Source organism: Maribacter taeanensis (genome assembly GCF_047345145.1).
Taxonomy (GTDB): Bacteria; Bacteroidota; Bacteroidia; order Flavobacteriales; family Flavobacteriaceae; genus Maribacter_C.
In genome coordinates this window covers 112462-126328 of the sequence record NZ_JBLFER010000004.1, presented here as the reverse complement: position 1 = coordinate 126328, position 13867 = coordinate 112462, and the positions used below count along the sequence as shown (strand labels likewise).

Below are 13867 nucleotides of genomic sequence, written 5' to 3'. Positions count from 1 at the left end.
ATGTTCTACCTAATTATTGATATTTTAGGAACGATTGCCTTTTCAATTTCTGGGGTGTTAATTGCTATGGAGAAGAAACTCGATATGTTTGGGGTTTTCATTATAGCTTTTGTAACTGCTATTGGAGGAGGAACGTTAAGAGATATTCTTATCGGAAATACTCCAGTAGTCTGGATGCGTGATTACACCTATATTTTGGTTGTGCTTGGAGCGGTCATTTTTGCAGTTCTTTTTGTAAACAAACTTAAATATTTGCGTAAAACCCTCTTTTTGTTTGATACTATTGGTATTGGATTATTTACAATGGTTGGTGTCGAAAAAGGACTTGCCGCTGACTTATTACCTATTATGTGCATTGCTTTAGGAACGATTACAGCCTGCTTCGGAGGGGTAATTCGTGATATTCTTTGCAATGAAATCCCTGTAATTTTCCGAAAAGAAGTATATGCTACGGCCTGTATTCTCGGTGCTGCAAGTTATTTTCTTTTTAGAGAATTGCCCATTATTACAGAGTATGCCTTTGTGGCTGCTATTCTTGTGACGATTATTGCTAGGTTGATGGCGGTAAAATTTAAGATTGCTTTGCCAAATATTTATCGTTCCAAAAATTGAAGTTTAAAATGGAGTTAGGGATTGTATACCCTCGCCCTAAAGGGAGACTTGGGGGCTTTGATTTTGGTCATTTCATAAAAGTGTTACTGTCTTGGCATCCCTTTAGGGTTTGGGGGCATGACGAATAAGATTATAAAAATTCTATCGGCTAGCGTTAATCAATTTGAGACTTGAAAATTTAGTTTTGCCAACTGCCAACTGCCAACTGCCAACTGCCAACTGCCAACTGCTTACTGAATCACTTCTGCTTTTTCAATATATACATTCTTTGAAGGCCAATCACCTTTACCCACCTGTACTTTATTGATTTTATCAACAACGTCCATTCCCTCAATTACTTTTCCAAAAGGTGTGAATCCACCGTCTAGATGATAAGAACCTGGTTTGGTCACAACTATGAAAAATTCATAAGGTGAAGCGAGTTTGTGGGGGTTGTTGATTTCACTACTTGGCATTGATAAAGTACCTCGATGGTGTTTGTATCCTTTTCTAGTATCGGGTGGTAACAAGTACCTTCCTAATTTTCGTCTTTTGTCAGCAGTCTCGTCGTCGTCTGCATTTCCGCCTTGAATGATGAAGTCTTTAACTATACGATGAAATTGGGTTCCGTCAAAATAACCTTTACGCGTTAAGTAAATGAAATTAGCCTTGTGATAAGGAACGTTGTCATAGAGCTGAACCGTAAAGCTGCCCATACTAGTAGTTAACTTCACCTTATTTTCTTTCAGGCCCTTTTGATAATCAAAGAAAAATTGGATGGAATTTTCTTCATTTAGTTTGAATTCTTCGGCTATAACTTCGTTTACTTCTGGAATAGCTTTTGCAGTTTTAGAAGAATCTTGAATGATTTCTTTTAAGGGTTCTTCGGATGTTTTTTTATCGTTTTCTTGTTTACAACCAAGTATAAATAATATTAGTATTATTGTAAGGAAAGCGATTTTTCGAATCATCATGGACTATACTTTTTTTTCACAACAAGTCTCAAAAATAAAAAATCTACCCTTACCGGGTGAGGCTGCTCATTTTAAAATGGCTCATAAAGATAGAATTGAGGAATTGGAACTTGCCAACCCTCAACGAAAGAATGCCAAAAAAGCAGGGGTACTAGCCTTATTTTATCCTAAGAATGCGAATATTACACATTTGTTGTTAATCCTAAGAAAAACATACAAAGGCGTGCATTCAAATCAAATTGCTTTTCCTGGTGGAAAACTAGAATTGCAAGATGTCGATTTGAAAGAAACAGCACTTCGGGAAACTCAAGAGGAAGTAGGTGTGCCGATTAAGCGTGTCAAGGTTGTTAAATCACTGAGCAAAGTATACATACCACCAAGTAATTTTGAAGTCCACCCATATCTAGGTCTTTATAATGAACCACTTCCTTTTGTACTTCAAGAAGACGAAGTAGAATCAATTGTTGAGGTTTCTCTTACAGATTTTATGAATGATGCAAATCTTTTTGAGCAAACACTATCAACCTCGTATGCGAAAAACATTATCGTACCTGCCTTTAAATTAAACGGTTATACAGTTTGGGGGGCTACTGCAATGATGTTAAGTGAGGTCAAAGAGTTGCTAAGGCAAGTGTTATAAGTTGCAGATTTTGTACCTTGCCAGCACTCAAAATCACCTCACTACCAAATATGGGCTTATTTAAACAAAATCCTTTTGGACATAATTTATTTTTAAAAAAATGGCTGATTCGTGTTTTAGCAGTGATGACGCACCAGCGTTATAAGCGTTTTAATAAACTCGAAATAGAAGGTTCAGATATCATTCGAAACTTACCCAATGAGAATGTGCTCTTTGTAAGTAATCACCAAACTTATTTTGCTGATGTTGTTGCCATGTTTCATGTTTTTAATGCCAGTTTAAAGGGTAGAGATGACAGTATTAAGGGACTCGGTTACATTTGGAGTCCGAAACTAAATATGTACTATATCGCTGCTGCTGAGACCATGAAAAAAAGTCTTCTTACAAAGATATTGGCATATGCTGGATCGATTAGCGTTGAACGCACTTGGCGCTCCGAAGGCAAAGACATCAATAGGAAGGTAAAGTTTAGTGATATTTCAAATATTGGGAAAGCTCTGGAAGATGGTTGGGTTATCACTTTTCCGCAAGGAACTACAACTCCATGGAAACCTTTAAGAAAAGGAACGGCACATATTATTAAAAAATATAAACCCGTTGTGGTGCCGGTCGTTATTGACGGATTTAGGCGTTCTTTTGATAAAAAAGGACTTCGGGTAAAGAAAAAAGGCATTCTTCAATCTATGGTGATTAAAGAACCATTAGATATTGATTACGAAGAAGAATCTTTTGAGTCTATTATTGAAAAGTTAGAATACGCAATTGAGCAGCATCCGTCTTTCTTAAAAGTTATTCCGAAGGAGGAATTACTTGCTTACGAAGAGGAAAATAAAGCGCGCCGTTACAAGGCAAAAAGCTAGATCTCAAGTTTTTTTAATTCCCTATAATTTCTATTAAGTTTTCTCAGCAAGAAACCATAAATAAGTCTATAGAATAACCATATAAAGCCTACAGTTACAGCTAACCCTAAAAGGGTTATTCCAATCATTACTAACCACAATTTCAACTCAGAACCATCTTCTTTAACGGCATCCAATATTTTTACAATTTTATCGTCATTGGTGAAGGCATTAATTAGCGCATAAATCGTAGCAAGAAACATTATAATAATATTATATGCCACGTAGTAATTAATAATTTTTCTGGTTCTTAAAATTCGCTCCATTAACGATTTAACATTATCAGCTGCGGAAATGGCCTTGTAAGATTTCCAGAGATAAAAAATAAATACTAGAATTACCCCATAAGTAATGATTGAAGTAATAATTACAAATGTCTTTGTGTATCCAATTTCAAGCTGATTAATATTATTTTGATAAGAGTCTATTAAGAAAGGAGCTGTATTTAGTACAATCCAAAATACTAGTTCAACAATACTGATATAGAAAATCCATTTTACAATCGAAGAAGATTTCTTCCAGATCATGGTATAGATTTCGTTGTAAGACAATTTAGGAAGTTGCTCTTCCTTATTTTGCCAATCCTTTTTTAATAATTCTAATTCGTCCATCATAATCCTATGGATTCAATATGGTTCGTAACTTATTCTTTATGCGATTCATCTTAACTCTGGCATTTACCTCGCTAATACCTAGGGTTTCAGATATTTCACTATAGTCTTTGTCTTCCAAATACAAGAAAACTAACGCTTTGTCAATATCTCCCAATTGCTTCACAGCTTTATACATCAGCTTTAACTGAAGCTCTTGGGTCTCATCATATTCCTCTGCTTTTATTTTAAAAATTACAGATTCATAATCTTGTGTTTTGATACGCTTTTTAGACTTGCGATATAGCGTAATTGCCGTATTCAATGCAACACGATACATCCAAGTACTAAATTTGGCGTCTCCCCTAAATTTGGGGTAGGCTTTCCATAATTGTATCGTAATTTCTTGAAACAGGTCATTATGTGAATCTCTATCGTTGGTATACAAAGTGCAGACCTTGTGAACAATGTTTTGGTTGTTCTCAAGTTCCGTAACAAATTGATGTTCCAGTTCTTTGTTCACGTAATAGGTTGGTAAGATGTTGTTAGATTAGTAGTTCGTTTCTTCTATTTGTTACAGTCAGACAAAAAAAGATTTAGATTCAAAAGTTAACTTTTGAATCCAAACCATGAGTTTATAGGGCCTTGAAATTATTTTCTGTAATCTAAAGCTGGGGCCCGATTTCCAAGGAGAGGAATATATGTAAAATCAGCGCCACGTTTTTCAATAAATTCGGCTTTGGCCTTCGCTACCAAGTCTTTGTTTTTCAACAAGTCAATGGCAGTAAGCGTTAGAGTCTTTGCAGCTACCATCATTCCTTTTTTACCGATGGTCATTCCACCAGCAGCTACGGCTTGCCAACTGTGAGCTGACGTACCCGGAACCCACGTTGCTGCTCCCATACCCACCGTTGGCACCGTAAAACTTACGTCGCCAACATCAGTAGAACCAAAGGCTTTTGCTTCAGTTTTGTAGGGTTGAATATTTTTAGCGGTGTTTAAATCAGCGCCTTTTTGGCCTAGGCTAATCGCTATTTTATCGGCAAATATTTTTTCTTCAGGATTATAATTGACCCCACCAATCTTTGAAAGATTGTCGTGCATTACTTTCTGTAAAGTCAAATTAGGAAGCAATTCGTGAGTACCACCAATCATTTCATAGTCCATTGTTGTGCCGGTACCCATTGCCGCACCTTCCGCCGCTTTTACAATGCGATCAAATATATCAATTACGACATCTCTCGTATTGTGACGGGCATAATAATATACTTCTGCAAAATCTGGTACCACATTAGGTGCTTTTCCACCATCCGTAATCACGTAATGAATTCTTGCTTTTTCAGGAACATGTTCACGTAACATATTTACCATCACATTCATAGCTTCAACTCCGTCTAAAGCAGATCTGCCCATTTGTGGGGCGGCGGCTGCGTGGGAGGAAACTCCATAGAAACGAAATTTGGCTGATTTGTTAGCCAATGCTGCTCCTGCACTCGCCGCATTCTGAGAACTGGGGTGCCAATGTAAAGCGACGTCTACATCATCGAAAAGACCTTCACGTACCATATATACTTTTCCTGATCCTCCTTCTTCAGCGGGAGTACCATAAAAACGGATAGTACCTTTCGTTTTGTTAGCTGCCATCCAATCTTTGGTGGCGATAGCCGCCGCAGTTGATGCGGTTCCGAATAAGTGATGACCACAGGCATGTCCTGCCGCCTTACCTGCCGATTTTTTTTCTGCAATTGCCTGCTGCGAGAGTCCAGGTAGGGCATCGTATTCCCCCATAATACCAATTATTGGCGAACCACTTCCATATTCGGCTATAAATGCAGTTGGAATTGCTGCAACACCGGTTTTAATGGTGAATCCGGCGTCACTTAGTGTTTGTTGAAGTAGCGCAGCACTTTTTTCTTCTTGATAGCCCATTTCGGCTAGATCCCAAATATTTTGTGCAATCATGCTGTACGCTTCGGTTTGGCTGTCTAGCTTTTTAATTACATCGTCAGCTTTTTTTTGTCCGTAAGTAAAGTTTATTACTAGACAAATAAATGTTGAAAGTAGGAGCTGTTTTTTCATAAGGAATCAGTTTTGTTTGAATCCTCTAAATATATGAAAAATGTTGTCTTTAAGAGTGGTATTAGAGCAGCTTATAAATACAAGCTTGATAGGGCATTAATTCAAACTGATTACTTTGCTGGGTTGGATAGATTTCATCATTGGAAATTACTAACTCCACTTTCTCAAAATCAATTTCAGAGATGGTCTTTATCACTTTTTTGGTGGAAAAGCTCAATAGAATCAGATAATTTTCAGTTTCTAAAGTTCTAGAGTAGGCGTAAACTTCTTCATCTGAGTGCAGTAGTAACTGGTATGAACCATAGATCAATGCCATATGATCTTTTCGAACCTGGGCCATCTTTCTGAAGTAGTTGAGCACTGAATTCTTTTTACCTTCTTGGGCTGCGACATTGATACCTTCTTTATAATTTTCATTGACTTTTAGCCAAGGATTTATAGTTGAAAACCCCGAATTTGAAGTAGAATCCCACTGCATAGGTGTTCTTGCATTATCTCTACTTGCATCTTTTTCATTTTCAAGAAACGCTTTAAGGTCGCCTCCATTTTCTTGAACAGTCTCGTAGCGATTTAGCGTATTGATATCTTGATAATCAGAAATGTTTTCGAAACGCACATTGGTCATTCCGATTTCTTCACCGTAATAGAAAAAAGGCGTGCCACGCATACTTAATAAAAAGGTTTGTAACATGGTGGCTGAGTTATACCAATGCGTTCTTGAATCATTACCCCAGCGGCTGACACTTCTCGGAAAATCATGGTTGTTAAGAAACATGCTTCCCCATCCCTTCTTAGCGAAGGCGGCGTCCCATTCTGAATGTATCTTTTTAAATGTTGTTAAACTCCATTGGTTTTTGGCCATTAGGAAAGGTTCTCCTTGCTCGCGATCTAATTCCATTAAATCAAAATGGAAGAACATATTGAGTTCTTTACGATCTTCATCAACAAATTCTAAGGCGCGATCAATGGCAACTCCGGGAGCTTCCCCAACGGTCATTACATCATATTTACTTAAAACAGATGTGTTCATTTCATTGAGATAGTCATGTAATTTTGGTCCATTGGAATAGAATGGGATAAATTTACCATTATACGATTCTGGCAATTCAGGAAAATCCATATCCTTCGAAATAAAGGAAATAACATCCATTCGAAAACCATCAACACCTTTTTCAAACCAGAACTGCATTAAATCATAAACTTCTTGACGAACTTTCGAATTTTCCCACTTAAGATCAGGTTGTTTTACGGAGAAGTAGTGTAGAAAATATGCATCAGTTGTTGCATCATATTTCCACGCATTACTTTCAACATCAAAATAGCTCCATCGTTTTGGAGGAATTCCTTTTTCGGCGGGCCACCAATGGTAATAGTCACGATACGGATTGTGTCTAGATTTTCTAGATTCTTTAAACCAATTATGCTCATCGCTAGTGTGGTTCACTACTAAGTCCATAACCAATTTGAGTCCTCTTTCTTTCATTCCGACCAATAGCTCATCAAAATCAGACATTGTGCCAAATTCTCTCATGATGCTTCGGTAGTCGCTAATGTCATAGCCATTATCATCATTTGGAGATTCATAAATTGGATTCAGCCAAATGATGTCAACCCCTAAACTCTTGATATAATCTAGTCTTTGTATGACCCCTTTGATATCACCAATTCCATTACCTGTGGTATCTTGAAAACTCCTTGGATAAATTTGGTAAACAATACCCTCTTTCCACCATTGACGATTTAACTCCATTTACATGCAATTTTGAAATTTGGTGACTAAAGATATCATTTAACATTTAGAAAAAGACCACTCAAATTTAGACCGAAACTACTATATCGTTTTCGTTTAGCAACTTTTTTGAAAATTTAAAGATGAACACTTTTCTTCTTGTTTACTTACCCTATATTCTATTTAGGTAGCTAAGTTAAAGTTCTGATAAGATTTTAAAAAAATGGTCAAGATTGTCTACATTTAAAAGAACGTATTCTTAAGCCGGAATAGATGAGCAAAGCATTACTTGTTATTTTTTTATTATTTGCTGCTATTATGATGGGTCAAGATCCACCAGAACCATCTCCAACAGTAGATGAACCGAAGCTTACAATAGACGACTTTGCCTATCCTCGTTTTATGGATAAAGAAGAGCATGCCTCTTTTATGATTAGATATCAATTGACAGATAATTTACAAATTGAACTTCAAAGTTTTTACGATACCTATTTACTATCAAATCGCTTTAGAAACTCGTTAGCTCTAAAACGTTATCTTTCAAAAAAACTCTATCTTTTTGCAGGGGTCGAAGTAGAAATAGACTTTGTTAAAGAATCAAAGCTTCTTCCTAAAAGACCACCGAGAGTTGGAATTATTAGTGGAATGGGTTATGATGTAAATCGAAACTTTACTATTGAGGCAAAGAGTAATATTGGTCTTAATCAAACGTCGATGGGGGCTTTTGGTGAACCATTCATAGCAATGCCACAGGTTTACACATTAGGTGGTAAAATAAAATTCTAAAGCCTATTTTCTAGGATGAAATTTGTTTATTACTTCGGTTAGATGAGTACGATCAACGTGCATATATACTTCTGTTGTTGTAATACTCTCATGGCCTAACATTTGTTGAATGGCTCGTAAATCGGCTCCATTCTCAAGCAAATGGGTGGCAAAGGAATGTCGAAAAGTATGTGGACTAATATTTTTTTTCAATCCAATTTTCTCAGCCAAGCTTTTGATAATAGTAAAGATCATGGCTCTGGTTAACTGTTTTCCCCTGCGATTTAAAAAAAGAACATCATCGAAACCTTTTTGTACAGATTGATGTACTCGAATTTCTTTTCTGTAGATATGAATGTATTTCTTATTAACCTCGCTTATAGGTACAAATCTTTGTTTGTCACCCTTGCCAGTAACTTTGATAAAATCTTCTTCAAAATATAAATCAGAAATTTGAAGATTAATCAGTTCAGAAACGCGTAGGCCACAACCATAAAGGGTTTCAAGCATGGCACGGTTTCTTTCTCCCTCTGGTTTTGATAGGTCAATGGCTTCAATTAGCGTATTTATTTCATCTTCAGAAAGTGTATCCGGAAGTTTTCTTCCAATCTTCGGAGATTCAATGAGATCCATCGGGTTGTCTGATCGGTAGTCTTCAAAAACCAAATAATTAAAAAAACTTTTGAGTCCTGATATTATTCGAGCTTGAGACCTAGGATTAACCGTTTTCGCAATCTCATAAATAAATTGTTGTACCGTTTCCTTTTTAATTTGAATCGGATTTTCAGAAAGGGAATTCGCATCTAAAAAAAGCACCAATTTTTCTACATCAAGTAGATAATTTTCAATAGAATTTTTGGCTAGTCCTCGTTCAATTTTGAGGTAGTGCTGATAGTCTTTTTGAGCCAGTTTCCAATTCATGTTTTAAAGATAAACAATCCAATATTTTAACTGATGCTATGTGGACTGACATTCTCTTGAAAACCCTGAATATATGGTTTTTTCGATGAAATAACCATTTGCTGTACAGCTTGCTTGTTAAAGTTTTTTATCTTTGATTACTAATACTAGAACATTACTATTATGAAAAAAGTACTTTTTACAATTATCTTATCGGGTCTTTTCTTAACGGGTCTTCAAGCGCAGGGTGATTTGAAGTTTGGGGCAACAGGAGGTCTTATTTATTCATCAATTGGTGTAAAAGCTAATATCGCAGGGGTCAATTTATTGAACCTAAATGCGGTTGACGGATTTGGCTTTTATGTTGGAGCTATCGGAGATTTTGCTATCTCAGAGAAATTTCATGTACAACCAGAATTAACGTACGCAAGTGCAGGCGACCTAGGTTACGTTCAAATACCAATTATGGCAAAGTATTATGTCATAGATAAATTGAACGTTCAAGTAGGTCCTCAATTCAGTATTTCTACTACGGCGAGCAAAATAAAAGATATCTTAGATTTAGTCGATGCAGGAGATGCAGTTAATAGCCTAGGTGTTGACATTGGTTTTGGTGCAGGATATGATATCACAGATAACCTTAGTGCACAAGCAAGATTTTCAGGAGAGCTAACAAATCGATATAGTGGTCCTGGTAGTGGAATAGGTAAATTACGAGCGACTAATTTTGTCGTAGGTGTAGCTTATTTTTTCTAAAAATAAAGTTTCCCCAAATATGAATTCTTAACAAAAAACAATACTTATGAAAAAGGTTTTGAGTAGTCTCGTATTTGTGGTATTTCTGGTAACTAGCCTTAGCTCACAGGTAATTCAAGGAACCAGTAATGTAAGAGGTGGTGGAGGTAGTGGTGCTATGATGTTTGGCGCAAAAGCTGGGCTTAGTTTCTCAACTTTATCGGGTCGCGACTTTGTAGATATCAACCCTAAACCGGGATTTTACTTAGGAGGCGTTGTAGAAATCCCCGCTTTTTTTGATAATTTTTATTTACAACCTGAATTGATAGTTCAATTTCAGGGAGCAGCTAATATTGGTGCTTCTGTAGATTTGAATTTGTTTTACCTCCATATTCCGATCATGGGAAAGTATCATATTACAGATGCTATTGCTGTTGAGTTTGGGCCACAAGTTGGTTTTTTGTTAGCCGATAATTGGGATGAAAATTTTAGTGTTATTGATACTAAAAAGGTTAATATTGGTTTGAATCTGGGTGGAGGATATCGACTAAACGATAATTTTTATTTCAATCTAAGATTTAGTCCGGGTTTGACTCGTGTTATTGAAGCTACAAGTACCAAAAACTTTGCTTTTCAATTGGGGGCTAACTACTTCTTCTAAATAAAAAGATTCTTAATTATTAAAAACCGCTATTTAGCGGTTTTTTTGTTCAATTAGTTGAAAGCATAGATGAAAGACCTACACAATTAGGGTTTTTGAAGACGGTTTAACTGATTTGACAACAAAAATTATTAGAAGCTTTCTATTGAAACTAGATTTACGGGTATTAAATCATAACCAAACCAAAGATGAAAAAAAGTAGTATAGCCTTAATCTTTTTAGTTTTTACTGCATTTGCACTTCAGGCACAAAGAAATGTAGATCGAACAAATTTTAGAGCAGGTGTAAATGGAGGCCTTGTAATAGGCGATTTTTCTGAAGCTTATAGTTTTGGCTTAGGTGTAGATGCATATCATCACTGGGGTGTTTCTAAATTATTGGATGTAGGTATTACAGCAGGTTTTTTCAATGCTTTCGGGTCAAAGGAAAGTATATCAGTTAATGGACTGGTTGCTGAAACGGAATTTGCTAATGTTCAATACATTCCCGTTGGTGCTTCTTTGAGAGTATATCCAGGTAAAAATGTCGGTTTTAAATTTGGAGGTGATATTGGTTATGCAGTGGGTATCAATGAAGGAAATGAAGGTGCTCTATATTATAGACCTTCTATCGGCATTGATTTGAGAGGAGGAATTTCTGAATTAAATATCTCTTATTTTGCTGTAAATGATGAGGCTACCTTTTCTTCTGTCCTTTTAGGATATTTATTTCTTTTTTAGAAGTCTAGACACTTTGTTACTTGTTGGATGCTAACCAAACTGGCTTATTTTCTCCTTTTTGGGCCATAATATTATTAGTACTTTTAGCCCATGAAAATTCTAATACTCAACGGCCCCAATTTAAATCTTTTAGGAAAGAGAGAACCTGAAGTTTATGGCAATCAGACGTTTGAAGACTATTTTGAAGTGCTTAAGTCTAAGTTCAAGGATGTTGAATTGGAATATTGCCAATCGAATGTAGAAGGTGAAATCATTTCTAAGATTCAAGAAGTAGGCTTTTCATATGACGGTATTGTTTTGAATGCTGCCTCATATACGCATACTTCCGTAGGAATTGGTGATGCAGTAAAAGCAATTGAGACTCCAGTCGTCGAGGTGCATATTTCCAACACACACAAGCGCGAAGATTTTCGACATGTATCCTATGTTTCTTCAGGAGCCAAGGGGGTAATTCTTGGTTTTGGACTACAGAGTTATGATTTGGCCATCGAGAGCTTTCGGTAGTGTTTATTCGTATTTAATGTTCGTTCTACATGAGCCTTAAATTTTTATATATTTAGGGAAATCAAAATTCAAACATCATGGACTGGAAAAATCTGTTTAACGAACAAGAATCTAAAGAAGCGATTTCTAGAATTAATTCATTAACTGAGGAAACCCAGCCGCAATGGGGTAAGATGGATGTTGCCCAAATGTTGGCGCATTGCAATGTTGCATACGAGTTGGTCTATACAGACAAACATCCAAAACCAGGTGGGTTTCAAAAATTTATGATTAAGCTTTTTGCTAAAAACACAGTAGTTGGGTCAAAACCCTATAAGAAAAATACTCGTACGGCTCCTATGTTCTTGATTACGGATGAACGCGAATTCGAAAAGGAAAAGAAAAGACTCGTAGAACATATACAAAAAACCCAACAATTAGGTGGTTCTCATTTTGAAGGTAAAGAATCACATGCTTTTGGTGCGCTATCAGAAAATGAGTGGAATACGCTGTTTTCAAAACATTTGGATCATCACTTAACCCAGTTTGGCGTCTAAAGATTACCCATAAATCGAGGGTTTTGCTTAAGGATATCTTAGGTTACACAATTCTGCGTATATACATAAACCCCGCGCTATGAAAAGAGTACTGAATATTGGTTTTGTTATTTTAATTGTTCTTTTAACGGATTGTAAGAACGCTGATGATAGTCAGCCCATTGATCCAATACCGGAGGAAGGTCTTACTTTACAGAACGCTTTTCCAAATTTAAGTTTTTCAAAACCGCTTGATTTTCAAAGCCCAGATGATGATACGGATAGAATTTTCGTTGTTGAGCAAGATGGCTTTATTCGAGTTTTTGCAAATAATGAGGGTACTTCAGAAAGTGACATTTTTTTAGATATCACCGGTAAGCTTGTCAGTCGCGATGAACTAGGTTTATTAGGATTGGCTTTCCATCCCAATTATAGTACAAACGGACTTTTCTATGTCACTTATACACCATCAGCAGATTTGGCTGTGGTATCAAGTTTTCAAGTCTCAAGTGCAGATTCAAATTTAGCCGACCCCGCTAGTGAAACTATTTTGCTAAATATTCCCCAACCTTTTGCGAACCATAATGGCGGACAATTGGCCTTTGGACCAGACGGTTATCTTTATATTGCTTCAGGTGACGGAGGCTCTGGTGGTGACCCTCAAGGTAATGCGCAAAACTTGACCAATCTTCTCGGAAAGATACTGCGAATAGACGTGGATAAAACGGAGAATGGTTTGGCATATGCCATTCCATCAGATAATCCTTTTGTTTCTAGTGGATCGGCCCGTAACGAAATTTATGCGTACGGACTAAGAAACCCATGGCGTTTTAGTTTTGACGTTCAAACTAATTTATTGTGGGCAGGTGATGTTGGGCAAAATAGAATTGAAGAGATTGATATTATTGAAAATGGAGGCAATTACGGCTGGAATACTTTAGAGGGGACACAATGTTTTGATTCCACTACTTGTGATTCAAATGGTTTTATCGCTCCATTTTTTGAGTATGGTCAGGATAACAATGATAGATCAATTACTGGAGGTTATGTGTATCGTGGGCAATCAACACCTTCCCTTCAAGGACGTTATATTTATGGAGACTTTATCTCTGGAAGAATCTGGGGATTAAGTACGAACTTAAATACAAATATCACTAACAACCAGCTATTGGCTGAATCAAGATTGCCCATTTCTTCATTTGGGACAGACACCAATAACGAGCTTTATGTATGCGCTTTTGATGGAAATATCTACAAGTTTGTTGAAAACTAGGACTTGTCGCCTCCGTTTTTTAGCTTTCGTAGCTCTTGAGTCTTTTTGAAACCACCCCCGATTACAACAGCACCAATTACTCCAAAGAAACCGGCTACCGTAAGTTTTCCGCCCAGGTCATACAACAACCATAAAAGGGAATTTAGTCGCATTTCTTCGTTCGAGTTTTCCCAGGCAGCCAAATCAAAGTATAGATAAATTCCAAAGGCAATTAGACCTATTCCCATGAGAGCTCCATAGATTAGTGGCATGTTCGGATTTTTAGACGATTTTCCTGTGTACATATTTTCCAT

17 protein-coding genes are annotated in these 13867 nt (G+C 36.6%); 10 read left to right on the top strand and 7 right to left on the bottom strand.

What is annotated here, in order from left to right; genetic code table 11:
- Nucleotides 1-612 carry a trimeric intracellular cation channel family protein gene (locus ACKWCD_RS13965; protein ID WP_413984577.1) on the top strand — a complete coding sequence of 204 codons (612 nt, stop codon included), beginning with the start codon at nt 1-3 and terminating at the stop codon, nt 610-612.
- A 230-nt stretch (nt 613-842) separates the two neighbouring features.
- Here ACKWCD_RS13965 and ACKWCD_RS13960 read toward each other — a convergent pair whose 3' ends face one another.
- The gene (locus ACKWCD_RS13960) at nt 843-1565 is read right to left on the bottom strand and encodes a peptidylprolyl isomerase (protein ID WP_413984576.1); all 723 of its coding nucleotides are present in this window, start codon (nt 1563-1565) and stop codon (nt 843-845) included.
- Here ACKWCD_RS13960 and ACKWCD_RS13955 point away from each other — a divergent pair.
- A complete protein-coding gene (locus ACKWCD_RS13955) occupies nt 1564-2205 on the top strand; it encodes an NUDIX hydrolase (protein WP_413984575.1) in 642 nt (213 codons plus the stop codon). The two genes, ACKWCD_RS13960 and ACKWCD_RS13955, sit on opposite strands and share 2 nt — an antisense overlap.
- A gap of 50 nt (nt 2206-2255) precedes the next feature.
- The gene (locus ACKWCD_RS13950) at nt 2256-3065 is read left to right on the top strand and encodes a lysophospholipid acyltransferase family protein (RefSeq protein WP_413984574.1); all 810 of its coding nucleotides are present in this window, start codon (nt 2256-2258) and stop codon (nt 3063-3065) included.
- Here the strand turns inward: ACKWCD_RS13950 and ACKWCD_RS13945 are convergent.
- The 4 genes from ACKWCD_RS13945 to ACKWCD_RS13930 all read right to left on the bottom strand — a co-directional run bounded on the left by ACKWCD_RS13945 (nt 3062) and on the right by ACKWCD_RS13930 (nt 7523).
- Nucleotides 3062-3718, bottom strand: a complete 657-nt coding sequence (locus ACKWCD_RS13945) for a hypothetical protein (RefSeq protein WP_413984573.1) — start codon at nt 3716-3718, stop codon at nt 3062-3064. The two genes, ACKWCD_RS13950 and ACKWCD_RS13945, sit on opposite strands and share 4 nt — an antisense overlap.
- A gap of 4 nt (nt 3719-3722) precedes the next feature.
- Nucleotides 3723-4217, bottom strand: a complete 495-nt coding sequence (locus tag ACKWCD_RS13940; RefSeq protein ID WP_413984572.1) for an RNA polymerase sigma factor — start codon at nt 4215-4217, stop codon at nt 3723-3725.
- 128 nt (nt 4218-4345) lie between these two features.
- Nucleotides 4346-5773: an amidohydrolase gene (locus ACKWCD_RS13935; RefSeq protein ID WP_413984571.1), complete on the bottom strand. Its 1428-nt coding sequence runs from the start codon at nt 5771-5773 to the stop codon at nt 4346-4348.
- Nucleotides 5774-5834: 61 nt separating this feature from the next.
- Complete coding sequence (locus ACKWCD_RS13930; RefSeq protein ID WP_413984570.1) at nt 5835-7523, bottom strand: glycoside hydrolase family 13 protein; 1689 nt, start codon at nt 7521-7523, stop codon at nt 5835-5837.
- Between the two features lie 252 nt (nt 7524-7775).
- Here ACKWCD_RS13930 and ACKWCD_RS13925 point away from each other — a divergent pair, with 252 nt between their 5' ends.
- Nucleotides 7776-8288, top strand: a complete 513-nt coding sequence (locus tag ACKWCD_RS13925) for a hypothetical protein (protein ID WP_413984569.1) — start codon at nt 7776-7778, stop codon at nt 8286-8288.
- Nucleotides 8289-8291: 3 nt separating this feature from the next.
- Here ACKWCD_RS13925 and xerD read toward each other — a convergent pair whose 3' ends face one another.
- Nucleotides 8292-9188 carry a site-specific tyrosine recombinase XerD gene (gene xerD, locus ACKWCD_RS13920; RefSeq protein ID WP_413984568.1) on the bottom strand — a complete coding sequence of 299 codons (897 nt, stop codon included), beginning with the start codon at nt 9186-9188 and terminating at the stop codon, nt 8292-8294.
- Nucleotides 9189-9350: 162 nt separating this feature from the next.
- On the opposite strand from xerD, the gene ACKWCD_RS13915 reads away from it, so the two are divergent.
- From ACKWCD_RS13915 to ACKWCD_RS13890, 6 genes are all read left to right on the top strand, one after another.
- Nucleotides 9351-9923, top strand: a complete 573-nt coding sequence (locus ACKWCD_RS13915) for an outer membrane beta-barrel protein (RefSeq protein WP_413984567.1) — start codon at nt 9351-9353, stop codon at nt 9921-9923.
- Between the two features lie 46 nt (nt 9924-9969).
- Nucleotides 9970-10563, top strand: coding sequence for a porin family protein (locus ACKWCD_RS13910; protein WP_413984566.1), 594 nt, complete (start codon nt 9970-9972; stop codon nt 10561-10563).
- Between the two features lie 188 nt (nt 10564-10751).
- Nucleotides 10752-11282, top strand: coding sequence for a hypothetical protein (locus ACKWCD_RS13905; RefSeq protein ID WP_413984565.1), 531 nt, complete (start codon nt 10752-10754; stop codon nt 11280-11282).
- A 90-nt stretch (nt 11283-11372) separates the two neighbouring features.
- Nucleotides 11373-11786: a type II 3-dehydroquinate dehydratase gene (gene aroQ, locus ACKWCD_RS13900; protein ID WP_413984564.1), complete on the top strand. Its 414-nt coding sequence runs from the start codon at nt 11373-11375 to the stop codon at nt 11784-11786.
- A gap of 77 nt (nt 11787-11863) precedes the next feature.
- Nucleotides 11864-12322: a DUF1569 domain-containing protein gene (locus tag ACKWCD_RS13895; RefSeq protein ID WP_413984563.1), complete on the top strand. Its 459-nt coding sequence runs from the start codon at nt 11864-11866 to the stop codon at nt 12320-12322.
- A 79-nt stretch (nt 12323-12401) separates the two neighbouring features.
- Nucleotides 12402-13574: a PQQ-dependent sugar dehydrogenase gene (locus ACKWCD_RS13890; RefSeq protein WP_413984562.1), complete on the top strand. Its 1173-nt coding sequence runs from the start codon at nt 12402-12404 to the stop codon at nt 13572-13574.
- On the opposite strand, the gene ACKWCD_RS13885 is transcribed toward ACKWCD_RS13890, so the two are convergent.
- The gene (locus tag ACKWCD_RS13885) at nt 13571-13867 is read right to left on the bottom strand and encodes a hypothetical protein (RefSeq protein WP_413984561.1); all 297 of its coding nucleotides are present in this window, start codon (nt 13865-13867) and stop codon (nt 13571-13573) included. The genes ACKWCD_RS13890 and ACKWCD_RS13885 overlap by 4 nt on opposite strands.